Source organism: Ureibacillus aquaedulcis (assembly GCF_030418165.1).
GTDB classification, from domain to species: domain Bacteria; phylum Bacillota; class Bacilli; order Bacillales_A; family Planococcaceae; genus Ureibacillus; species Ureibacillus aquaedulcis.
Window position 1 is genome coordinate 1 of the sequence record NZ_JAUHTQ010000010.1, and the last position, 24,257, is coordinate 24,257.

The window sequence follows — 24,257 nt, forward strand, 5'->3', positions numbered from 1 at the left end:
GGTTGATATCTTTAGCCTTTCTACTATCCGTGGCAAGTAGTCTGTACAGTAGTTATCAACGGAGTATTGATTTATTAGAAGAACAATCCCTGGAAAAAAATCGGGTTTATGCTTTAAAGCTTTCCCAAACCGCCAATTTATTTTTGGATCATTCAATCAAGATACTTGATTATAGTGCTTCGCAAATTGCGGATCAGATGGATGATGAAGAGGCATTGAATAATGAGGTGAATCGTCTTTTCCATCAACAAAGTTCTTTTAATTCCGTCGTTATTGCCAATTCGGAAGGATTAATGCTGGCAGGAGCACCTGGTCAATACAGGCTTAAGGGAAAGACAATTACTTCCAAAGAAGGAATCGAGCAATTAAAAAAGCAACAATTAACTATTTCCGACCCTTATAGAGCTTCAACGGGAAAATTGCTTATCACGGTCAGTTACCCTGTATTTTCCAGCGATGGACAGTATAAAGGGAGTGTTATTGGCAGTATTTATATTCATGAATCCAATTTCTTTGAAGCTATATTAGGTGAACATCAATATCAGGATGGTACATATGTCTATGTAGTTGATTCAAAAGGGCGATTGATTTATCACTTTGATAAATCACGTCTAGGTGAGGACGTTTCAAAAAATAAAGTTGTACAAAGAATCGGTCAAGGGGAGAGCGGAGCACAGCCTGTCACAAATATGTTAAATGAGGAAATGCTTGCGGGTTTCAGTCCATTGGAAAAGGTGAAATGGGGAGTTGTCGTACAAACTCCGCGAGAGATAGCGATTCATTCGGTTGGTAAACAAGTGCTGACAATCTTCTACTTCGAGATACCACTTTTACTTATTTCTATTATTATCGTAATAGTGTTAGCAACAAAGATTACAAAACCTTTGCAGCAGATTGCCACACTTACAGAAAATAGTATTAAGGACAGCGAAATGGGGAATCTCAAAGGATTGAATGCTTGGTACTATGAAGCTTCTCAAATTAAAAAGGCGCTGATTCAAAGCTTGTCGTTTTTACACGGACAGGTTAGTACTTTAAAGGACGAAAATTCAACCGATCCTCTTACGAAATTGATGAATCGACGATCTTTGGATACCATATTGCAATCTTGGACTAATCAAGGGAAAATGTATGCTGTTATTATGTTGGATATAGATTATTTTAAATCGATTAATGATACTTATGGACATGCTATGGGAGATGAAGTGTTAAGATTCCTATCCCTCCAAATGAGGAATACAGTAAGAGAGCAGGATATTTGTTGTCGCTATGGTGGGGAAGAGTTTATTATCTTGCTGCCAGATACAGGTGTTAAGGATGCTTACGAGATTGCGGAGCAATTAAGAAGGAAGGTTGAAGGTACAATAAGTCCTTCAGGTAAACCTGTTACATTTTCTGGCGGAACTGCAGGATTCCCGAAACAGGCTGCAAATCCGGAAGACCTAATCGAGCTAGCGGACCGCGCTCTTTATGAAGCGAAGAGTCTAGGGCGAAATCAGGTGGTAATAGCTAATTCGAATAATCTTCTGTAGTTATATAAGAAGATAAAACAAAAATGCAATTTGCGAAGGTGCAAATTGCATTTTCATTTTGCCAAAAGACAGGTCCTTTATTGGATAAGTGCTTTAATATCTTCAATGAGCTCAATACAAACTTCTTTAGTAGTGGCCCATGAAGTTACAAATCGTATCGCGATTTTGTCTTCCATTGGTTCCCAAATCTCAAAAGCATAAAGTTCCTGCAGCTTCTTCACCTGCTCCTTACTAAAAATGGGGAAGATTTGGTTGGTAGGCGATTCACTCAAAAGGGGAATCCCTAATTCTTTTAGTTCGTTACTTAGAAAGCCTGCCAACTCATTCTCGTGCCGACCCATTTTGAAATAGAGGTCATCTTTAAAGGCCGCTTCAAATTGAATACCTACTACATATCCTTTTGCCAGCATGGCCCCTTTGTTTTTAATATGGTATCTGAAATAGGATTTTAACTGATCATTGAAGAAGACAATTGCTTCACCGCTCAACATGCCAATTTTTGTCCCGCCGATGTACATGACATCACAAAGGTCCTTCAATTGATTGAAATCCACATCACTTGCTGCCAGACCGCTTGAGAGGCGAGCTCCATCAATATATAAATATAGATGATTTTCTTTACAAAAATCATATAAAGCTTTTAATTCGGCCTTATTATAAACTGTACCTATTTCTGTAGATTGAGAAATATAAACCATCCCGATTTTTACCATATGCTCATCCTGGTGATACTTTAGAGCTGCTTCTATTTCTGCTACAGTCAACTTTCCATCTATTCCAGGAAGAGTATAGACCTTATGGCCAGTAGCTTCTATTGCGCCGGTTTCATGAACATTGATATGGCCGGTACTGCATGACAGCACCGCTTCATATGGCCGGAGAATGTGAGAAATGACAGAAGCATTCGCCTGGGTACCACCCGTTACAAAATGGATATCACATTGATCGCATTCCAGCTTTTCTTTTATTAGGTTCTTTGCAGCATCTGAATGCTTGTCCAGTCCATATCCAGCATTTTGTTCATTACTTGCTTTTTGTAAGGCATCCAGAAGTTCGGGATGGCAAAGTTCGCTATAATCATTTTTAAAACTATATTTCATTTATTGACCTTCTTTGCTGTTTTTTACTATAGTATAACATTAATTTATATTTTCGAGATGTTTAGAATATTAGATAAAAAAGAGATAGGGAAAATGAGAAGAGTTTGTATTGAAGTATTAATGGGAATCTCGAATGCTATCCCACTAGTTAATGTATGTAATATTAGAGGCAGGGTTAGGCATGAATACAATGAACAGTGTTCATGCCATCTTATTATATTGTTTTATTGAAATTAAAAGAAAAGGTTTTTCAAATTAATTGCTTTTGAGAATAATCTAGCATCTCTTCCAAGCTTATTGTCCATGGAGCTATATTGGCTTAGGCATTGTTTAAATAAATCATCACAATATCTCCTAGCACCTTTATTCCTATTATATAAATAGCATTCATCATGAAATCTACAGCAAGCGTCTACTGGGTTTATAGGGGAGCCGGGACCCGTACAGCCAGGTCCACAATAACGATATCCAGGATAGCAAAAACCAATTCTCCTATTTCTCATAAGTGAGACCTCTTTTCTGGCTTCTAGTTTTTACTATCATATGTAAGTTCAATTATTCTAGTAAGGGCTTTTCATCTTGTTTCCATAACGATGAAGTAAAAGTTTTGCAAATAAAAAAACACCTTGAATTCCTGAATAAAAGGAATCTTGGTGCTATCAGCCTAAACTTAATTTAATTACGTTGGCGAGATTAATCACCGCCACCGCCACCACCGTCGCCGCCACCGCCGTCAGCACTGCCCCCTGCGTCGGAACCAAAATCCCACCAATCAAATGCATTGCCGGAACTGGATTTTTTTCCTCTGATACGTTTTTCATAGGCACGTTCCGCGGGTGTCATCTTGCGCCATTTGAAGAAGTAAAGGATACTGGCGATGATTCGAACAACCACGAATATGGCAAAATAAATGAGAAAACAAAAGACTGCAATGGCTACGACAATTCCGAAAATATTCCCCAGTGTATCTAGCATTTTTCCACCAGCCTTTTTTGTAGAGAAGTAGGTGTAAAACTTCTATTCGCAATCAGTTCAACTTTTGGCTGATCGGAATCGATTAGAAGAAAGTAAACTTTTAAATAATTGTACCAATTTTTTACTTCTCAATACCAATGCAGAAGGACTTAAAACGATATGGTAAATAATAACCAAATTCGCCTAACGGAATGTATTTTGGAAGCTTCGAAATTATGTTCAAAAAAAGAAGAGCACATGAAGTGCCCTCCTTTTACTAACGACGATGTTCTACCAGGTCGATTGCACCTAATACAATGTGTGCCAAACCGAAACCGAAAATGGTGTTAGCCAACATCTGGTTCGATCCTTTTTGTTTCATGGCATACCCTGCAGCGGTTACAGCTGAACCAAGTACAGTAGGAATTAAGCCTTCACGAAAATTGTTCATAAAAGTTCCCTCCGCATCGAATGTTAGTAGGTGTTAAATCACCACTCCTATTATGACTTATAAACACAATGAATATTCGACAATTATCCTAGAATCTTCGGCAAGGGTTGAAGCCATGGATATTAGAAAAAATATTTATGCTTAAGAGGTTGTTCCTGTGAAGGAGATAACCCAGATTTGTGGAAGTATACTAATTAAATCCTATTTAATGGTAGGAAATCAGTTTTGGTTCAAGAATTACATAGATAAGAAAACTATAGGGAGTGTACATATGAGCAATAAAGCACGAAATTTAGGTATTGATATTGGAAAGCTTCCAACAGGCAAAAAAAATTGTATTACCGATGTAGCAGGAGTGAAGGTTGGTCATGTAACATTGGACTATGAATTGGAAAGTGAAGGGGAATATGCCTGCACCGGCGTAACTGCTATACTGCCGCATGGTGAAAACCTATTTCAAAATAAGGTCACCGCAGCAAGTTATGTAATAAATGGCTTTGGGAAATCTGCCGGGCTCGTTCAAGTAAATGAACTAGGTGTAATTGAATCACCGATTATGCTTACAAATACCTTTGGTGTGCCTCAAGTGATGCAAGGAACCCTCCAGTATATGCTAGACTCGAATGATGATATTGGCATCAAAACAGGAACCATTAATATTGTTGTGGGTGAATGTAATGATGGTTACCTGAATTCGATTAGGGCATGTCCGGTAAGGCCTGAACATGCAATAGAGGCTATTCAAAAAGCAAATAGCGATAAAGCGGAAGAGGGAGCAATTGGTGCAGGAAAAGGGATGGTTTGCTTTGGTTATAAAGGCGGGATTGGCTCCTCGTCCCGGGTGGTGAAGGTGGAGAGAGATGGAGGAGATGATATTTCCTACACTGTAGGATGCATGGTTTTAAGTAATTTTGGCACCAGTACTGAATTCTTGAAAGAACATTATAAGATATCGAGCTCGCAGAAAGAATCGATCCATAAGCCTAATGACGGTTCAATCATTATCGTTCTTGCTACAGATGCACCACTAAGCAGCAGACAATTAGCCCGTGTGATTAGACGCTGTGGTATTGGACTGGGACGCATCGGAAGTCATTTTTCTCATGGGAGTGGGGATATTGTGATTGGCTTTACAACTGCCCATAACATACCTCATACAACAAGTGAATTACTTGAAAGTCGAACACAGCTGCGTGAGGATCACCCAATAATGAACCAATTGTTTGCAGCAGCTGCAGAGACAACAGAAGAAGCAATTATTAATTCACTTTCACAGGCACGAACAACTACGGGACGTAATGGAAATACAGTTCATGCATTTGACTTTACACAATAACAATAGTAATACTCCAGTTATTTGAGGAATTAAAAAACCTTGAATAACTTTTTTTAAAATATGAATCCTCTGAAAGCCGCTCTTCAAAAGGGGCACATACAACAAACAATTGAGACAAAAAATAGTAAAAATAAATTATTACATAATAATGTTAAGGAAATAATTAATTCCCATAAATATTATTTAATACCTAGTAAAAAAATGTAAAGTATGATAGATTTGATTTTAAATACGAAATAGTCTAAATATTCATATTCTTATACTGTTTTTTTACGGAGGTGATTTCTATACAAGAAAAGATTTTTTCTTCAATACCCATGCTTGAGCTTCCTAAGGTGCAGCTCCACCCAATCATTCGCGAAAACCAGGAGCCATTGCTCAACTTAACCGATAGCCATTCAAGGATATATTCAAGATCCATATATTTTGAACAGCAAATTCCGAATAGTTTACAATCAATCTATTTAAGACAAAACGCATATGAAAGGTTGGTAGAGGCTTTAACTTTACTCCCTGTAGAATATAGTTTCATCGTGTATGATGGCTATCGTCCAATTCAGGTGCAGCAGCATTTATTCCAATTATTTTCTGAAGAGATTAAGGGGAACCATCCAGATTTTTCGGAAGAGGAAATTTTAGAAGAAACCCTGAAATATGTTGCGTTTCCAAGTGTGGATCCAACTAAAACCTCCCCCCATTTAACCGGAGGTGCTATTGATTTAACTTTGGGAGATTTGGAAGGGAACCCACTGGATCTCGGAAGTGTATTTGATGAAATGAGTGTGAAATCGGCTACCCGCTATTACGAACACCATCCTTTTGAAAATGAAGAAGCATTAAAAAATAGACGTCTTCTCTATAACTGTATGACCACTGTTGGTTTTACGAATTATTCCGAGGAGTGGTGGCATTTTGACTATGGAAATGCGACTTGGGCGAGGCGTGTAAATTCGGGGGAAGCAAAATATGGTGCTGTAGAATCGAAGATTAAGGCACATCAACTAAAGGAGTATCGATATTATGAAAGTGTATATTAGTGCAGATTTAGAAGGAATTACAGGTACAACCGCTTGGATTGAAACTGAGCTTAATACCCAGGATATCCAGCCTTTTTTGAAGCAAATGACGAAGGAAGTTGAAGCTGCAATAGAAGGTGCCATAGCAGGTGGGGCTACAGAAATATTGCTGAAGGATGCCCATGATTCTGCCCGCAATCTTGACATTTCAAACTTACCGGTAAATTGCAAGGTTATTCGAGGGTGGACTGGCGACCCGATGTGCATGGTTGCAGGACTTGATGAGAGCTTCGATCGAGCAATTTTCATTGGCTACCATAGTAAAGGGGGGAGTCATCGAAATCCATTAGCCCACACATTGGTTGTAAATGCAGATGTAAAGATAAACGGCGAATATGCAAGTGAATTTTTAATTAATACTTATGCCGCTGGTCTACATGGAGTGCCGGTTGCTTTTGTCAGTGGAGATGTAGGCCTTACAGAAGAAATACAAACAATCAATGAGAATATCATCACTTTCGCTACTAAAGAAGGTATTGGTAGTGCGACTGTGAATGTGAGTCCGAATCTTACGATAAAAGAGACGAAGATACTTGTAGAAGAAGCAATGAGGGTTGATAGAGAAGCGCTTCAAGTAAAACTGCCCGAACAGTTTGTTGTAGAAATCGTTTACCGTGACCATGCACGTGCATACCGCAACTCCTTCTACCCTGGTGCTACTTTTAAAGCACATAACACTGTAGAGTTTGTTACGGATGATTATTATGAAGTTTTACGTATCTTACAGTTTTTGACATAAATAGGTGATGGAATGAAAATAACGGATATCACGGTAGGGGTCGTGGAAGCACCCCTTATTACACCATTTAAAACAGCACTAAGGACTGTGGAAAAGATTCAGAATGTTGCAATTTATATCCATACAGATGTCGGTAAAGTGGGGGTTGGCGAAGCTGCTCCGACCGCTGTCATAACGGGTGAAACAAATGCATCCATATCCTTTGCAATCACTGAATATATAAAACCCGCGATTATGGGAATGGAAATTGAAGATTTTGCTCAAATAATGGAGCGCATCGATAAGAGTATCTATAAAAATACAAGTGCCAAAGCTGCTGTTGATATGGCGCTATATGACTTGCTGGCAAAACGTTATGAGGCTCCGCTTTATAAGCTGTTAGGCGGCTATAGAAATGAATTGATCACAGACATCACGATAAGTGTGAATGATGTGGATGAGATGGTCAAGGACAGCCTGGCAGCAGTAGCGAGAGGCTTCACCATTCTAAAGGTGAAAGTTGGTAAAGATCCTTTAGGTGATGTAGAACGTGTTACAGCGATTCGTGACGCAGTGGGACCAAATGTCACTTTGCGTGTAGACGCTAATCAAGGCTGGACACCTAAGCAAGCAGTACGAATTATCGGCGCTCTTGAGGATGCCAACACGAATATTGAGCTAGTCGAACAACCTGTTCACTATAGCGACATCGAAGGAATGCGTTATGTAACAGCCAATACGCTAACAAGTATTTTAGCTGATGAGAGTGTCTTTTCTCCTAAGGAGGCAATCACACTTATTGAAAAGCGTGCTGCTGATTTAATAAATATTAAGTTGATGAAGACGGGCGGAATTTATCAAGCCCTGAAAATCGTCCATATTGCAGAAGCAAACGGAATTGAGTGTATGGTTGGCTGCATGCTGGAAACGAAAATTAGTGTAAGTGCTGCTGCTCATTTTGCTGCATCTCAGAAAAATATCACCATGATGGATTTAGATGGACCTTTACTATGTATGAATGATCCAATGACAGGGGGCCCGACATTTGATGGGCAGGTAATAACAATGTCAAGCGAACCTGGAATCGGATTTTCATTATAAAAAAAGAGAGATTTAAGAAACGGGAGGGGTTTTATGAGAAAGTTGTGGTTATTGCTTTTGGCTGCAATGACAGCTTTAGTTTTAGCTGCTTGTAGTGAGGAAGGAGGCGAATCTTCTGGAGGAGAAGTTGCAGAATATCGCACTGTTTATTCAGGGGAAATCAAGACCTTAAATTACTTGAAAACAGCAGAAGCGAATGAGTTTGCTATGTCTGCTAACTTGATTGACGGCTTAATCGAATACGATCAATATGGAATTGTACAGCCAAGTTTAGCCGAAGAATGGTCTGTAAATGAAGACAATACAGTTTGGACATTCAAGTTGCGCGAAGGCGTGAAATGGGTGACAAATGAAGGCGAAGAGTATGCAGATGTTGTGGCGCAAGATTTTGTGGATGGCTTAAATTATGTACTTGATGCCAAAAATGAGTCTTCGACAGCTTGGATTGCAACTGTCGTTAAAAACGGCGATGCTTTCTATAATGGCGAAGTTACAGATTTCTCTGAAGTAGGCGTAAAGGCAATTGATGAGTATACAGTAGAGTATACAATGGAAAATCCCACACCTTATTTCCTATCAATGCTTAACTATGTATGTTTCTTCCCGGTTAATGGCGAGTTTTTAGCTGAGCAGGGTGAAGCATTTGGTACTACTAAAGAAACAACTCTTTATAACGGGGCGTTCATCCTTGACAAATTTGAATCTCAAAATGAGCGTGTACTTGTAAAAAATGATACGTATTGGGACAAAGAGAATGTATTCATCGACCGCATCCGCTATAAATACAATAAAGAGGCTTTAACGGTTGCACCAGAGTTATTCTTGCGCGGTGAAATCGATTCAGCAGAAATTCCAACCTCAGTCGTTGATGAATGGTTTAATGATGAAGAGAAAAAATCGCAGCTTCGTCAAATTCGAAATAACTTCTATACGTATTTCTATGCGTTAAACTTTAATCCGCAGTTTGATGCAGAATATGAACCGGAAAATTGGAAAGTTGCTGTAAACAACAAAAACTTCCGTAAATCATTGTATCATGCACTGGATCGTGTATCCGCTATGTTGACAACTGAGCCTTTCGAGCCGGAAAGTCTGCTTAACAACACGATTACACCGAAGAACTTTGTGGATGTTGATGGTGTGGATTATACACAACTTGCGCCTTTGGCAGACATTTCGAATACCGATTCATTCAATGCTGATCTAGCATTGGAGTTCAAAGAAAAAGCAATGGCCGAGCTTGATGGTAAAGCAACATTCCCTGTGAAAGTGGTAATTCCATATAACTCTGGCAGCCCGGATTGGGCAAATCGCACACAGGTTGTTGAACAACAACTTGAAAATCTATTAGGAGCAGATTATATCGACCTGATTGTAGAAGCGGGTCCTTCTACTGGCTTCTTATCAGAAGTTCGTCACCCAGGGAAGTATGCATTACTTGAAGCAAACTGGGGCCCTGACTATGCCGACCCTGCATCTTATACGGATCCGTTCTCAGAAGGTGGAACATACAACAAGCCAGAACTTGCTGAAGGTTACACAGATACAAATGGTAAATCAAAATATCAAAACTTGGTGGATGCAGCAAAAGCAGAAATGGATCCAGCCAAACGTTATGAATTATTTGCACAAGCTGAAGCATTCTTAATTGAAGAAGCATTTGTAATCCCGTATGCAGTTGGCGGTACTGGCTATATTGCTTCTAAGCTAAATCCATTTGAAGCACAGTACTCTCCTTTTGGTGTAACGTTGGAGAAATTTAAAGGGCAAAGACTTCTGGATGAGCCAATGAGCAATGATGAATTCAAGGAAGCTTTGGCAGCATGGGAACAAGAAAGAGCTGAAGCGTTAGCAAACGCAGGTGAATAGAAAGTAGCAGTTTTTCAGACAAAATGAAAGAAGGAGATGACCTGGAGCAGCATTGGCATCTCCTTCATTCATTCTTTTTTAAACTATGGGGGGTAAGAATATATGTGGTATATAGGAAAACGATTATTGCAGTCTGTGTTCACACTTTTTATTATTATCACGATTGTTTTCTCCTTACTACGCCTAATGCCTGAAGAAGGGTATCTAGGAGCTGCAGCCGAGAAGATGACACCGGAACAACAAGAAATAATTTTAACAAACTTAGGTTTGCGCGACCCTTTACTTGTTCAACTAGGTAATTTTTATATGGATCTATTTAAAGGAGATTTAGGAACTTCAGTTACATACCGTACCGATGTGCCGGTTACAACGATCATTTCCGAGAAAATTATGTATTCGCTGTTTTTTGGACTTGGCGCCGTGGCACTATCGCTTATTATCGGGGTACCATTAGGTATCTTAATGGCACATATGAAAGGACGCTGGCTTGATCGTTTGGGGACTGGATATATCGTGTTTGTTGTTGCTGTTCCAGCAGCAGTCTATTATATCTTTATTCAGATGTATGTAACAGATATATTCAATCTCCCATTATTATTTGATGAGTACAATAAAATGAGCTGGATTTTGCCGTTGACATCCATGGCACTTGCACCTACCGCCTCATACGCTATGTGGATGCGCCGTTATATGGTGGATGAATTAAACAAAGATTATATTAAACTTGCAAGAGCAAAAGGTGTTAAAGAACGTACACTAATGTTTCGGCATGTAATGCGAAATGCTTTCATCCCAATGGCACAGTACTTGCCGGCAACTATATTATTTACAATCACTGGTTCGATTTATATTGAATCATTATATTCAATCCCTGGAATGGGCGGTTTGCTTGTTGACGCTATACAAAGACAAGATAACTCAGTGGTGCAAGGGCTAGTATTAATATTCTCTTCTTTAGGGATCATAGGTCTATTTCTGGGAGATCTAGCCATGGCACTTGTCGATCCCCGAATTAAGCTAGGAAAAGGAGGGAGTACACGTTAATGGGCATCTATTCTGAAGAAATTTCGAATATTTCACAAAAATCAAACGAGAATCTATTTGATTTTGCAACGGTTGATGAACAAAAGGCAGAGCAAACAGGGTACTCGAATTATTCCTATTGGCGTTCAACTTGGCAGTTTTTTTTAAAAAATCGAATTGCTGTATTCCTATTGGTTGTCGTTGGATTAATAGTTGCATTCGTAATTATACAGCCTTATTTACCATATCAAAAATCTCCGACAGAGATTTATATTGATGAACAAACAGGTTCCCAAGCTCGGAATATTGCGCCAGGCTCAGAATTTTGGTTTGGGACGAATTCAATAGGGCAAGATTTATGGTCACGTATTTGGGAAGGAACAAGAACATCCCTGTTTATCGGGTTTGTTGTCGCTTTGGCAGAAGTTGCGGTAGGGATTTCGGTTGGGGCGCTATGGGGCTTTTCGAGAAAGCTTGAAGCACCCATTACACAGGTGTATAACATCGTCGAAAATATTCCGACAACCATTGTTTTAATCCTGATGTCCTTTATTTTACGACCAAGCATTTCGACCATCATTATTGCGATGTGTATTACCGGATGGGTAGAGATGGCAAGGTTTATTCGAAACCAAATTGTTATTTTACGAGACAGAGAATACAATCTTGCATCAAAATGTTTGGGAACACCAAGCTATCGCATTATTCTTAAAAACTTATTGCCTTATCTGATCTCCGTTATTATGCTTCGGATGAGTTTAGCCATCCCGTTTGCAATCGGGGCTGAAGTATTTTTAACGTACATCGGACTAGGGTTGCCAATCAGCGAACCATCATTAGGAAACTTGATTAATGAAGGGCGTGTATTGATGATGTCGCCGGATTTACGTTATCAGTTAATCTTCCCGAGTGTCGTATTAAGTATTATAACAATTGCTTTCTATATTATAGGAAACGCTTTTGCAGATGCAGCAGATCCAAAAAATCATGTGTAGAGGAGGATGACGATGGGGGACAACAACGAAAAGTCACGCATTTTATCCATTCAAAATTTAATCATTAAGTTTAAACTTCGTGGCCAGGTGCTAACAGCGATTCGTGATATTTCTCTTGATCTATACAAGGGTGAGAGTCTTGCGATTGTAGGTGAATCAGGTTCGGGTAAATCTGTTCTTGTGAAATCGATAATGGGTTTGCTAGATAAAAACGGTTTTATCGATCAGGGGAAAATCCTTTATAAAGATTATGATTTATCGCAGTTTAGCACGGAGAAGGATTGGCTAAAAATCCGTGGCAAGGAAATTGCCATGGTAACACAGGATCCGATGACATCCTTGAATCCCTTAAAAACGGTTGGGAAACAGATAGAAGAATGTGTCAATTTACATCAAGGCTTAAAAGGAAAAGAAGCTTATGAACGAACTTTAAAATTACTTAGAGATGTAGGTATCCACGATGTTGAAAAACGCTATAAGCAATACCCGCATGAATTTTCCGGTGGCATGCGTCAACGAATCGTAATCGCCATTGCCGTCGCTTGCAATCCAAAAATCCTTATCTGTGATGAACCGACAACCGCACTTGATGTTACGATCCAGGCGCAAATCTTGCAGCTGCTAAAAAATTTGCAAGAAATGTATGGTCTTACAACGATCTATATTACACATGATTTAGGGGTCGTTGCAAAAGTTGCAGACCGGATTGCGGTTATGTATGCAGGGGATATTATCGAAGTCGGCAAAACACATGAAGTTTTCTTTGATGGCAAGCACCCATACACATGGGCCCTTCTATCCTCCTTGCCGCAGTTGGGAGCCAAGGGAGAAGAGCTATACTCCATTAAAGGAACACCCCCTAATCTCTTTAATGAGATAAAAGGAGATGCATTTGCACCTCGTAATCCATATGCTTTGAACATCGATTTTGTGGAGCGTCCACCTTTCTTTAAAGTAACGGAAACGCACTATGCGAAAACTTGGCTACTGCATTCCGATGCACCAAAGGTAGAACCTCCGCAAAGCCTGCAAGCATTCTTCGAAGAGGGGAGACGATACGCTTATGAGCAATAGAGAAGTAGTACTGGAAGTGAAAAATTTAAATGTTACCTTTAGTAAAGGGAAGAACAAATTTCGGGCAATTAGAGATGTAAGTTTTGAAATATATAAAGGTGAAACTTTTGGACTCGTGGGAGAATCAGGTTCCGGCAAAACTACAATTGGTCGTTCGATTATGCGAATTAATGAAGTGACTGGCGGCGAAATCTTGTTTAAAGGTAAGCCGATAAATGGAAAAATCTCGAAGGATTGGGATCAGGAAATTACCCAAAAAATTCAAATGATTTTCCAAGACCCGATGGCATCACTAAATGAACGAGCAAAAGTCGACTATATTATTTCCGAAGGCTTAGTGAACACGAAAAAGTATAAAAATAATGCAGAGCGTTTGGAGAAAGTTCGTAATGCCCTGCTGGAGGTAGGGTTACTACCGGAGTTTGCGAGCCGTTTTCCCCATGAATTCTCAGGGGGACAACGCCAAAGGATCGGGATTGCCCGTGCGCTTGTTATGGAGCCTGAGTTCATAATTGCAGACGAACCGATTTCAGCTCTGGATGTTTCCATTCGGGCCCAAGTTTTAAATCTATTATCGAATCTACAAAAACAAAATGACTTAACCTATTTATTTATTGCCCATGATTTATCAATAGTTCGTTTTATTACCGACCGGACTGCAGTTATTTATAAAGGGCAGATCGTGGAGCTGGCGGAAACGGAAAAACTGTTTTCGAATCCAATACACCCCTATACAAGGGCCCTGATTTCAGCAGTTCCCGAGCCTAATCCTTATAAAGAACGTGCCAAAACCATAGAAATATATGATCCCTCGCAGCATAATTATATAAAGGATCCTCCTTCATTTGTAGAGATTGAGGATGGCCATTTTGTGCTTGCAAATGAAGAAGAATTAACACGTTACCGTACAATGTTCAAAATAGGAGTGTGACACAAATATGAAGATTCCAAAAGGGTTAAAACAGGGGGATACAATCGGTCTAATTGGTGCTTCTGCTGCTACACCTCCAGAAAGCTTGCCCAAAGCCATCGAAGCAGTCGAAAAACTGGGCTTTAAGGTTGTTGTAGGAGATTCGTGCCGAGAAAGACATGGCTATTTAGCCGGGAGCGACGGGCTGCGAGCTAACGATGTGAATCGTATGTTCCGAGATTCATCGATTGATGGTATCTTTAGCATTCGAGGAGGCTATGGAGCTACCAAAATTCTCCCTTTGCTGGATTATGAGATGATTAAAGAAAATCCCAAAGTATTTGCCGGCTATAGTGATGTGACAGCTCTGCATATCGCCTTTAACCAGCTATGCAATTTGGTGACTTACCATACCCCTATGCCATCGACGGAATTCATAAAACCAGAGATGGACGATTATACATGGTCATCGTTTATAGAAAGTGTGACCTTTACGGAAAAGACAAATTATTACTTAGCTAATCCAACAAATCAAGAAATGACGACACTTGTATCCGGAAAGGCAACGGGACAGCTTGTTGGCGGAAACTTAACGCTGGTAGCTGCTTCGCTTGGAACACCTTACGAAATTGATACAAAAGGGAAAATACTATTTTTGGAAGATATTGATGAGTATGAACGCAGTGTGGATCGAATGCTTACTCAACTTAAGTTATCCGGAAAGTTAGATGAAGCATCAGGAATTTTGTTGGGGGCATGGACAAATTGCGGGCCGCAAAATCCCGATCGTCCCGAACACAGTTTACGACTCCAAACAATTTTTGAAGAGATTTTAGTGCCATCAAATAAGCCAATCCTAATGGATATCGCCTGTGGGCATTGCCTGCCAACCATGTCGCTTCCTATGGGGAGAACGATTTCTTTTGATGCAGAAACAAAAACAATAGAAGTCGTTGAATAGGTGCTTCAATGGAAAAAGACATTCAAACACTTATACAACAGCTGCCTTACAAAATCAAACTACTAGTGAAAGAGGCAGGAACGGATCATTCCTTACTGACGAAAGATCTGGATGATGTTTTCTCTAGTGCCAGCTTGATAAAAGTGCCAATTCTATTGGCTGTGTTGGATTATGTCGAAAATGAAAATATTTCATTATATCAAATTGTGAAGATTTCGAAGGAAAACCGGGTGGAATTCAGTGTGCTAACCGAGCTCGAGGCAGAAGAATGTGCCTTAGGCGATCTGCTTTTGTGGATGATTATTATAAGTGACAACACAGCGACGAACGTATTGATCGATTTAATCGGATTAGAGAAATTGAATCAATATTTTAAAAAAATTGGTTTAACTCAAACTAGAATTCAACGGAAAATGATGGATTTTGCTCAATTGGAGAAAGGCTTCGATAATCTAACCACTGCCAGGGACATGGGAACACTTTATACAGCAATCTACCGTAAATCACTACTATCATTGGAATATAGTAATCTCGTAATCGATATTTTAAGCCGGCAACGCGTCTACGATTCCTTAAAAAGATACATAGTTGATGATGTCAAAATAGCTCATAAAACGGGTAGTCTGGATACAGTTGAACATGATGTTGGAATCGTTTTTTCCAATAAGGGTGACTATATCATCGGCGTTTTTGTCACTGATCACAGCAATAGCGAAGCAGCGAAAGGCTGCATAGGGAAAATTTCCATGATTGTATATGAGCATATGGGGAAGGGGGAGTAAATTCTTAATGAAAGCGATAATAAAATCGATGGTTGCTAACCTACATGCAGAAGCTAATGCTAATTCAGAATTGATTGATGAAGGGTTATATGGCATGGTTGTTGAAATAGTGGAACAACGAGATGATTGGTGCTATGTACGAACTCCTTATCGTTATGAAGGATTTTGCAAATCAATTGAATTAATAGTGGATTCTGCAAAAGCAACTGAGTGGCAGGAAGAAGCCAACTATATCATTTCCCAAGGATTTGCGGATGTGTTGCTGGGGCCCAAAATTCAAAATGCAAAGCTAATAACACTTGTGAGGGGTTCAATTGTCCGAGTATTGCCAAATGAAGAACTAGATCAAGAGTGGGCAATGATTGAACTGGCAACGGGTGAAGTAGGGTATACCCGTAAACAGTGGATCAGCGAGAAGGTAGAGCAAAATGTTTTAACGGAAGAGAACTTTAGGGAACAAGTCGTACAAACGGCATTAAGCTATCTCACAACACCTTATCGTTGGGGTGGGAAGTCCCCGTTAGGTATAGATTGTTCTGGTCTTTGTTCGATGGCTTATATGTTGAATGGCGTCATAATTTACCGAGATGCCAAAATTGCTGATGGCTTCCCCATTAAGGAAATCAGCATAGAACAAATTCAAAAAGGAGATCTTCTTTACTTCCCGGGACATATCGCCATGTATATGGGAGATGGTCTATATGTACATTCTTCCCTCGGGGGCAATGAGGTTAGCATCAATAGTCTAAATAAGGAACATATTCATTATCGCGACGACTTAGCAACAACCATTACGGCGGTAGGGAGTTTATTTCCTGCAAAATAGTTAAAGGCTAGAAGAGCACATCATCCGAATAAAGAGGTGGTGTGCTTTTTATTGTAAGGAAGAGTGATGAAGTTTTTCCCGGGGACTGGCCTTTTTTAAATAATAATGTGGTATGGATTGTTGGATATAGTTTTCGATTACCCAGGAGTTATATTGAAGAAATTATAAAAGACCGTTTGGATTGATTTCGGGATTCCATTAAGACTGGGACAGGAAATCGGATGAGACGGTAGCGCTGTCGGGTTATTAGTACAATTGATGAAGAGAAGTGTTTTGAATGGTAGTAAAGTCTAAGTTATTATGCCAAGTTAAAAAGAGAAGAGCATTGTGTGGTAGCAAAGCGAGCCACAACAATAAGAGTTCGCTTCAGAGATGAGCCTGATAGCCCATAAAAGTACGCTAACGTGAAACGGTATAACAGCGTTCGCTCCCTATTAGCATTAAGATGTGTGCACTCTAGTTAAGTTAATGAATCGTTTGAATGCAGTCAACTGCAGCGGCAGTTCGATGTACGGAAGAAAGTCGAACTCAATTGTCCAAGCCAATACTAAAGAGGATGGAAGAAATTTGTACAACATGGCAAGAAAAATTTAGACTATAGCATTAATTCATGCTATATGAATCATAATGGAGATATAAACACAAGCTCCTTTGTTTATTTTGGATAATAATGGGTACTATTAAGTAATGATATTATTGGAGGAAGATTATGATAAAACATTATCAAAAAATTGCAGTAGCAATTGATTTCTCAAAACAGTCGATGAAGGCTCTTGATCGCGCAATTCTTGTAGCTAAGGATAATAGTGCAAGTTTGCAATTGATTAATGTAATCGATACCAAATCATTTGGTTCTGTAGCAGCTTATGATCCTGATTATGCAGAACAACAAAAAGAAGAACATGTTACAAAAATGGATGGGTTGAAAAATGAAGTTATTGCGGCAGGAGTTCCTGTGGTAGAGGTGATCGTCAAAGAGGGATCGGCAAAGGAAGTTTTAACAGAGCTTACAGGAATAGAATTACTTATTTGTGGTGCAACAGGCGTCAGCAATATCGAAAAAATGCTCATTGGATCAGTGGCAGAGCAAATTGTGCAAAATGCGACTTGTGACGTACAAATAATACGATAACAAAAGATTCTATGGCGTTGCGTAATCGCTGTCATCCTGTATTATGGAGTGTTATTTATTCGCTAGTAAAGGGGGATTTTGCCATTGACCCGCTGAACATCTATTTCATCGTGTAAATAGATGTTTTTTGTCGTGGGGCGAAGAATAAATTTTCTCTTTTAAGAAAGATTATTCTGGATAATAACAGGATAATTTTGTTTGAGGATTTTTGAGTCAGTTAAGTTATTCTAGTATACTTTGTAACTATTATGTAATAGTGAAATACAGTATCCCTCTTCAATAAATTAAAGATATTTTGCTGTAGTAAGATGTATAATATTTATTCTATAAAATGTATGCAATTTACTATAAAATGCTAATAAATTCTAAATGAGTTAAATTGTAAAGTACCTTGCAACTAGCGTTGCACCAATATTCAAGCTGTTTTATAACAAGGAATTCCCTCCATATAATCAATTATAGAATGAAAGCAATTTATGGGAATTCAATTAACTTAATATAAGAAATGAATATGCGTTTAACTTCATATTTTCTATGAAATGCAGAAAAAATCTCTTTTACACAAATAATTTTTTTAAAAAAACTATTGCATTTCATATTTTGTAAATGTTATCTTGGGATAAGGGTTGTTCACAACTTTATCATATTTACAGAGAAAGGGGCTAAAAGAGAATTATGAAGAAAAATCGATGGTTAATCGCTCTTTCTGCCATTGCAATTCATCTATCGATTGGAGGAGCTTATGCATACAGTGTTTACAAGATTCCAATTGTAACAGAGATGGGATGGACTGAAACAAATGTTACTGTAGCCTTTACAATTATGATGGGGCTTGCTGGATTTGCAGCGGCACTATTTGGTAGTTTAGTAGAAAAAATGGGGCCTAGGAAATCAGCTATGGTCGCGGCTGTGTTATTTGGAGCTGGACAAGCAGGTGCCGGTTTAGCAATTATGATGGACTCTGTTGTACTATATTGGTTAACTTACGGGGTATTAAGTGGATTGGGTATGGGTATTGGATATATTGCTCCGGTATCGACATTGGTAAAATGGTTCCCCGATCGCCGTGGTTTAGCAACAGGGATGGCTGTATTAGGTTTTGGTTCGGGTGCGCTAATTACTGCGCCGGTTGCCGCAAACTTAATGGAAGGTGTAGGGATTCCAACTACATACTTTATCTTGGGAGTAAGTTATTTTATCTTGATGATTTTAGGAGCTTCATATATTGCACCTCCAGTTAAAGGATACATGCCTGAGGGAATGAAGAAGGCAACGGAATCAGGAGAGAAGAAAGTAAAACTGGATTTGGCTCAAATGTCAGCAAAAGAAGCTGTAAAAACAAGACAATTCTGGATGTTATGGGCTATGCACTTAGTGAACGTAACAGCAGGTATTATGATGATTTCTGTTGCTTCGCCAATGGCTCAGGAAATTGTAGGTTTATCAGTTGCCGGAGCAGCAACAATGGTTGGTGTAATGGGATTATTCAATGGTGGCGGCCGATTAATTTGGGCTGCGATTTCTGACTATATCGGTCGTACAAATATTTTTGTTATCTTCTTTACAATTCAGGTAATAACATTTGCAGTATTGCCGTTTACAACAAACGTGATTCTTTTCCAAGTATTTATCTTCTTGGTAGTAAGTTGTTATGGTGGTGGATTCTCTAACCTGCCTGCATATGCAAGTGATTTATTTGGAACAAAACAGCTTGGTGTCATCCACGGTTATTTATTAACAACATGGTCTTTAGGCGGAATTTTTGGTCCGATTATCGTAAGTACTGTAAAGAATATGTACGGTAGCTATATTCCGGTGTTCTATCTGTTTACTGGATTAATCGCTGTTTCACTTTTAATTTCACTATTACTGCGTGCAGATGTAAACAAAAAGAAAAAGTCTCTTGTGGGCAAAAAAGAGTCAGTTGGAGATCTCTCAACGACAACGTCATAAAAATTATATAAACAGTAAATTGCCGAATAAAGGACATTTCGCACATGTCCTTATTCGGTTTTTTATATTTAAGGTTGTTAAAAAACCAGAATCGATTCTTCAAAAAATGTAATATAATTCATATTTGTCGTCAACTTGATAATCAAAACCTTGCGTAATTGTGACTGAAAAGAGCATATTCTGTCATGTTTATAATAGATTTTTATCATAATGATCCATGCCCTGCACATGTTATGACAATTATCATTTGAAGAAGATTACATCTGACTCTACCCAAACAGCAACAGTATGCAATAATAATAGGGAGAGGTGAAGAATATGGCACAATTGACAGCTGTCCAAAAAAATTATAGTAAAAAAGAAGAAATTTTAAATTCAGTAAGTCATGGTCTAGGTGCCCTGCTTTCAATCCCGGCTACTTTGTTTTTAGTTCACAAGGCACGTATAGAAGGCTCTACTATTGAATTGGTGAGTTACATCATATTTGGACTTTCGATGTTCTGTTTATATGCAGCATCTACTATCTACCACGCATGGCCTACACATAAAAGTGTTTTGAAAAAGCTTGATCATAGCTCTATTTTTCTAATGATTGCCGGAACATATACGCCTGTTGCGCTAATCGCGATTGGAGGAAAATTAGGTTGGACAATCTTTTTTATAGAATGGGGATTGGCGCTATTCGGGATTCTTTTTAAGATGTATTTTGTACATCGTTTTGCAAGGTTATCGCTACTAGTTTATTTAGGGATGGGTTGGCTTGCCATTGTCTTTTATGACCCGATGTTAAGTTACATCACAATGAACGGATTTCTCCTCCTTCTAGCAGGAGGGCTAAGCTATACAATTGGTACGTTTTTTTACAAAAATAAAAAAATCCCATACAATCATGCAATTTGGCATGTGTTTGTAATGGGAGGCAGTTTATTTATGTATCTTACTATTTATCTATATATGTAGCACAAGCACAAACCTGTACATTTCTTCTTTAGAAATGTACAGGTTTTTTATTGCTGCATTTCAAAGCCGTTAATCTGTGTAACATCCACCACTAATGTATGATTGTCTGGTGTCAAAAAAATTACTGAATTTTTGGGTTCGTGAAAATCGATTAATCCACTTACTTCGATGGGGGAGCCGTTTACGTAGATTTTTTTTATGTTTTTTGAGGGTACAGTCTTTCTGATGAGTTTAAGGAATTCTTCATTCTGTATGGGTCTATTCATCAGTTCGATCATTGTGGTTTGAAGCATTTTTAAATGACTGCTCAAAACATTTGTCGAGTGTTTTGTATTTAGCATAAGGTTATTAATCACTTGATGGAATTTAAGAAGTGATTGTTCCATTATGACTTGTTTCTCGATGATTTGTTTTAAATCAGAACTTATCTTCTCATCCAAGTAGGAAATGTTGTATGATTTTTGATTTCCTTTATGATCTAGTTGAGGGTTAAAAAAGATTTTCGGATTAGAATAATTGGTTTTGGGAGGATTCATCTACAATAACTCCTTTCCCTTTATAAGCTATTTGTAGTATATGCGTTTAAGTAAATTGTTGTTATACAAAAACAGATGATATGAAAAAAATCGACCAACCTGAGTAGTCAGCCGATTTCACTATCCTTTATTCTTCGTAGAGCATTTTCTTTGTCATGCCGCCATCAACTGTTAAATTAATGCCTGTGACAAAATTATTTCTTTCATCTGTTAGATAAAAACAAGCACGTGCAATATCTTCAGGCTTTCCTACGCGACCGGAGAAATGCTGAAGATGGTCGATCTCTCTTAAACTGTCATAGTCACCGGTCTCAATCCAACCAGGTGAAATACAATTTACGCGGATGGAGTCTGTCCCAAGAGAACTTGCGAGTGCATGGGTTAGTGCTACAATCCCTCCTTTTGTGGCAGCGTATGATTCACTATGAGGTTCAGACATAAAAGCACGTGTGGAAGCCATTGATACAATAGCTCCTCCTTTGGGATTCAATCTCATAAACTTTGCAGCTTCTCTTGAACATAGGAAGACGCTTCTCAAGTTTGTATTGATAATATCATCGAAAATCTCAATTGAAAGATCGTAAGGGGAAATAGGTTTGAAAATTCCTGCGTTATTAATAAGAATATCAATCTTTTTAAAATGCAGCACAGCAGTCGTCATTAAATGAATGATAGCTTGTTCTTTGCGTACATCTGTCGGAACGAAAATGACTTTGCATCCATCTTCTGCAAGATTGGAACATACTGATTGACCTAACTCTTCATTGATATCGGCCATTACAACGCAAGCGCCTTGCTGGGCATACTGTGTAGCCACTTCTTTTCCGATTCCCTGTGCAGCACCTGTAACAATGACCGTTTTATTTTGAAACATATAATCCCTCCTGCTTTCTAATTCTTTAATATTAAAATACATGAATTTTACCAAAAAGGAAAAGTGGTTAGCTCAGGTACAAACACCCAAGCCAACCACTTAGTTTGTTTTGATTTATCTTTCGTCGTGTGGTGCTACATGCAATGGTGGAGGTACTAACCACCCTTTACTTTTGTTTAATCGCAGCAATCTGGCACCGAGTTGTGCCTTGGCCATATGCATTTGGCCATACATCATGGAGATATCTTCACGTGTAGACATACCCATTGCCGTACTGCAGGCAACTAATCCAGCAGCAAGGTTTCCTGAAATTATTGCACTGATTTCGGGGTCATTGTATCTTGCACCTACTGGAATGTCTTCAAGCCTAGCATTAGGGCGTTCAGGTGGAGCAGGAGGAAGTCCGATGCCATTCACTTTTAGAATTTCTTTCAATTGCTTATTTTCTTCCTCCATACCTGTAATGGATTCTTCAACCAACTTAGCAAGATCGCGGTCCCCGGTATGATTGTATAATGTTTGATACATTGCAATCATGCCATTATTCGTTAAAACGTTAGACCATATCGTAAAGATTTCTCCATAATGAAGCGGCTCTTCTTTTGGATTTCTACTCATGATTCCCATATATAGCACTCCTTACTGGTTCTTAAAATTTTCCTACAAAACTAGAGTAGTCAAGTTGCAAAATAATATTCAAAATTAATAAATTATCATAATATTTTTGTGACTCACTTCATTGTAAAGAAAATTTGAAGGAACTTCGTGAGCAAAGGCAGAACTTTAGTACAGGGTGTTCGAGAAGGAATTATATTTCTTGAAGGAAGGGGAGCGTTAAGAAATTTCAAATTGGGACATGGGTCAGTACCGATCCGTTTGAAAACAGATATTGGTCGCATTACGGTAGTAGCGGCAGTTTTACAGAAAGTATATAGGATGATTAGGGGGAGAGATGTTTATGAAAAAAATACTGGTTTTTGGCGGTACAAGATTTTTTGGGAAGAAGCTTGTGGAATACCTTATTGCAGAAGGACATGAAGTAACAATTGCTACTCGCGGAAAAACTGAGCATTCTTTCGGAGAAAAGGTAAACCATTCAATTGTAGACCGAACAAATAAAGATGACCTCGCATCTGCATTTGCAAATGCACAATGGGATATTATTTACGATAATATCTGTTACTCTCCTAATGATGCATTGGCTGCATGTGAGATTTTCGACGGGAAAACGAAGAAATATGTGTTTACTTCCACTATGTCAACTTATACAGATCTAGGTGCGGACCTTTCCGAAGCGGACTTCGATCCCTATACTTACGAAATTAGATTCGGAAACGATGGGGACTATTCATACGGAGAAGGCAAACGCCTAGCGGAAGCTGTATTTTTCCAAAAGGCAACTTTCCCTGTTGTTGCAGTACGCTTTCCTATTGTTCTAGGAGAAGATGATTATACAAGAAGGTTGCACTTCCATGTAGAGAGAGTTTCAGAAGAGAAAGTCATTAGCTTTTTAAATATGGATGCCCGCATGTCCTACATTTTATCGGATGATGCAGGTGATTTCTTAAAATTTGCAGGTTTCTCTGATATTGTTGGCCCATATAACGCGACTTCTTCGGGAACTTATTCATTAAAAGAATTAATGAGAATGATTGAACAGAATGTTGGGAAGAAAGCAAAGATCGCTCTTGTTGGAGACGAGGAAACGCGTTCGCCCTTCGCAGTTCCGAAAGATTGGTTTATGTCCCAGGAAAAATCAATTGAAGCAGGATTTACATGCCGACCATTGGAAAATTGGCTGCCAAACCTTATTAAAACTTTATCTCAGCAAATTAAATAAAAACTGGATATAAAACAACTCTAAAAAGTTGTAGTGAAAGCCCGAAAGACTTATAGTGAACCCATTAAAACGGTTCGCCTATCGCTAATACATCATCTAATTCTGCTGCTTTTTTAAAGGCTCCTGCTCTTTATAAAAGCAGTTTTTTGGTTCGTAGGAAATATGAAATGACACGCTTTAGTTCCTTGCGGATTCCTGATTATACTCAGTAAATATGCAACTATAGTCCCCGCATACTTTCGATTAAAATCGGG

24 protein-coding genes are annotated in these 24,257 nt (G+C 38.8%); 17 read left to right on the forward strand and 7 right to left on the reverse strand.

Annotation, left to right across the window (positions count from 1 at the left end; all coding sequences use genetic code 11):
* Window positions 1–1,532, forward strand: a 1,532-nt coding sequence (locus QYB95_RS13160) for a sensor domain-containing diguanylate cyclase (protein WP_301138796.1), incomplete at its 5' end; no start/stop codon positions are given.
* A gap of 77 nt (window positions 1,533–1,609) precedes the next feature.
* Here the strand turns inward: QYB95_RS13160 and QYB95_RS13165 are convergent.
* The 4 genes from QYB95_RS13165 to QYB95_RS13180 form a co-directional block, all read right to left on the reverse strand.
* Window positions 1,610–2,632, reverse strand: a complete 1,023-nt coding sequence (locus tag QYB95_RS13165; protein ID WP_301138797.1) for a threonine aldolase family protein — start codon at window positions 2,630–2,632, stop codon at window positions 1,610–1,612.
* Window positions 2,633–2,865: 233 nt separating this feature from the next.
* Window positions 2,866–3,135 (reverse strand): Parvovirus coat protein VP1-like protein, encoded by a 270-nt coding sequence (locus QYB95_RS13170; protein ID WP_301138798.1) that lies wholly within the window; start codon window positions 3,133–3,135, stop codon window positions 2,866–2,868.
* Between the two features lie 190 nt (window positions 3,136–3,325).
* Window positions 3,326–3,607, reverse strand: a complete 282-nt coding sequence (locus QYB95_RS13175) for a hypothetical protein (protein WP_301138799.1) — start codon at window positions 3,605–3,607, stop codon at window positions 3,326–3,328.
* A 256-nt stretch (window positions 3,608–3,863) separates the two neighbouring features.
* The gene (locus QYB95_RS13180; protein ID WP_036201682.1) at window positions 3,864–4,037 is read right to left on the reverse strand and encodes a hypothetical protein; all 174 of its coding nucleotides are present in this window, start codon (window positions 4,035–4,037) and stop codon (window positions 3,864–3,866) included.
* A gap of 271 nt (window positions 4,038–4,308) precedes the next feature.
* On the opposite strand from QYB95_RS13180, the gene QYB95_RS13185 reads away from it, so the two are divergent.
* The 15 genes from QYB95_RS13185 (at window position 4,309) to trhA (ending at window position 20,753) form a co-directional block, all read left to right on the forward strand.
* Window positions 4,309–5,373 (forward strand): DmpA family aminopeptidase, encoded by a 1,065-nt coding sequence (locus QYB95_RS13185; RefSeq protein ID WP_301138800.1) that lies wholly within the window; start codon window positions 4,309–4,311, stop codon window positions 5,371–5,373.
* Window positions 5,374–5,708: 335 nt separating this feature from the next.
* Window positions 5,709–6,410: a M15 family metallopeptidase gene (locus tag QYB95_RS13190; RefSeq protein ID WP_301138801.1), complete on the forward strand. Its 702-nt coding sequence runs from the start codon at window positions 5,709–5,711 to the stop codon at window positions 6,408–6,410.
* A complete protein-coding gene (locus tag QYB95_RS13195) occupies window positions 6,394–7,188 on the forward strand; it encodes a M55 family metallopeptidase (RefSeq protein WP_301138802.1) in 795 nt (264 codons plus the stop codon). The genes QYB95_RS13190 and QYB95_RS13195 overlap by 17 nt, the downstream gene beginning before the upstream one ends.
* A gap of 12 nt (window positions 7,189–7,200) precedes the next feature.
* Window positions 7,201–8,268 (forward strand): dipeptide epimerase, encoded by a 1,068-nt coding sequence (locus QYB95_RS13200; RefSeq protein ID WP_301138803.1) that lies wholly within the window; start codon window positions 7,201–7,203, stop codon window positions 8,266–8,268.
* 33 nt (window positions 8,269–8,301) lie between these two features.
* The gene (locus QYB95_RS13205) at window positions 8,302–10,137 is read left to right on the forward strand and encodes a peptide ABC transporter substrate-binding protein (protein WP_301138804.1); all 1,836 of its coding nucleotides are present in this window, start codon (window positions 8,302–8,304) and stop codon (window positions 10,135–10,137) included.
* A 102-nt stretch (window positions 10,138–10,239) separates the two neighbouring features.
* Window positions 10,240–11,181 (forward strand): ABC transporter permease, encoded by a 942-nt coding sequence (locus QYB95_RS13210; protein ID WP_301138805.1) that lies wholly within the window; start codon window positions 10,240–10,242, stop codon window positions 11,179–11,181.
* Complete coding sequence (locus QYB95_RS13215; protein WP_301138806.1) at window positions 11,181–12,155, forward strand: ABC transporter permease; 975 nt, start codon at window positions 11,181–11,183, stop codon at window positions 12,153–12,155. The genes QYB95_RS13210 and QYB95_RS13215 overlap by 1 nt, the downstream gene beginning before the upstream one ends.
* A gap of 12 nt (window positions 12,156–12,167) precedes the next feature.
* On the forward strand, window positions 12,168–13,229 hold the full coding sequence (locus QYB95_RS13220) for an ABC transporter ATP-binding protein (protein ID WP_425609206.1): 1,062 nt from the start codon (window positions 12,168–12,170) through the stop codon (window positions 13,227–13,229).
* Window positions 13,219–14,160, forward strand: a complete 942-nt coding sequence (locus QYB95_RS13225; RefSeq protein ID WP_301138808.1) for an ATP-binding cassette domain-containing protein — start codon at window positions 13,219–13,221, stop codon at window positions 14,158–14,160. Before QYB95_RS13220 ends, QYB95_RS13225 begins: the two co-directional genes overlap by 11 nt.
* 7 nt (window positions 14,161–14,167) lie before the next feature.
* Entirely contained in the window at window positions 14,168–15,100 is a 933-nt protein-coding gene (locus QYB95_RS13230; RefSeq protein ID WP_301138809.1) for a S66 peptidase family protein, read from the forward strand.
* A gap of 8 nt (window positions 15,101–15,108) precedes the next feature.
* Window positions 15,109–15,882: a serine hydrolase gene (locus QYB95_RS13235; RefSeq protein WP_301138810.1), complete on the forward strand. Its 774-nt coding sequence runs from the start codon at window positions 15,109–15,111 to the stop codon at window positions 15,880–15,882.
* Between the two features lie 7 nt (window positions 15,883–15,889).
* Window positions 15,890–16,708 carry a C40 family peptidase gene (locus tag QYB95_RS13240; RefSeq protein WP_301138811.1) on the forward strand — a complete coding sequence of 273 codons (819 nt, stop codon included), beginning with the start codon at window positions 15,890–15,892 and terminating at the stop codon, window positions 16,706–16,708.
* A 709-nt stretch (window positions 16,709–17,417) separates the two neighbouring features.
* Window positions 17,418–17,840 (forward strand): universal stress protein, encoded by a 423-nt coding sequence (locus QYB95_RS13245; RefSeq protein WP_301138812.1) that lies wholly within the window; start codon window positions 17,418–17,420, stop codon window positions 17,838–17,840.
* A gap of 675 nt (window positions 17,841–18,515) precedes the next feature.
* Window positions 18,516–19,793 carry an L-lactate MFS transporter gene (locus QYB95_RS13250; RefSeq protein WP_301138813.1) on the forward strand — a complete coding sequence of 426 codons (1,278 nt, stop codon included), beginning with the start codon at window positions 18,516–18,518 and terminating at the stop codon, window positions 19,791–19,793.
* 318 nt (window positions 19,794–20,111) lie between these two features.
* The gene (gene trhA, locus QYB95_RS13255) at window positions 20,112–20,753 is read left to right on the forward strand and encodes a PAQR family membrane homeostasis protein TrhA (protein ID WP_301138814.1); all 642 of its coding nucleotides are present in this window, start codon (window positions 20,112–20,114) and stop codon (window positions 20,751–20,753) included.
* A gap of 47 nt (window positions 20,754–20,800) precedes the next feature.
* Here trhA and QYB95_RS13260 read toward each other — a convergent pair whose 3' ends face one another.
* From QYB95_RS13260 to QYB95_RS13270, 3 genes are all read right to left on the reverse strand, one after another.
* Window positions 20,801–21,289 carry a hypothetical protein gene (locus tag QYB95_RS13260; protein ID WP_301138815.1) on the reverse strand — a complete coding sequence of 163 codons (489 nt, stop codon included), beginning with the start codon at window positions 21,287–21,289 and terminating at the stop codon, window positions 20,801–20,803.
* A 127-nt stretch (window positions 21,290–21,416) separates the two neighbouring features.
* The gene (locus QYB95_RS13265) at window positions 21,417–22,163 is read right to left on the reverse strand and encodes an SDR family NAD(P)-dependent oxidoreductase (RefSeq protein ID WP_301138816.1); all 747 of its coding nucleotides are present in this window, start codon (window positions 22,161–22,163) and stop codon (window positions 21,417–21,419) included.
* Window positions 22,164–22,277: 114 nt separating this feature from the next.
* Window positions 22,278–22,790, reverse strand: a complete 513-nt coding sequence (locus QYB95_RS13270; protein ID WP_301138817.1) for a DUF3231 family protein — start codon at window positions 22,788–22,790, stop codon at window positions 22,278–22,280.
* A gap of 331 nt (window positions 22,791–23,121) precedes the next feature.
* On the opposite strand from QYB95_RS13270, the gene QYB95_RS13275 reads away from it, so the two are divergent.
* On the forward strand, window positions 23,122–24,003 hold the full coding sequence (locus QYB95_RS13275) for an NAD-dependent epimerase/dehydratase family protein (protein ID WP_301138818.1): 882 nt from the start codon (window positions 23,122–23,124) through the stop codon (window positions 24,001–24,003).
* Window positions 24,004–24,257: the final 254 nt, after the last annotated feature.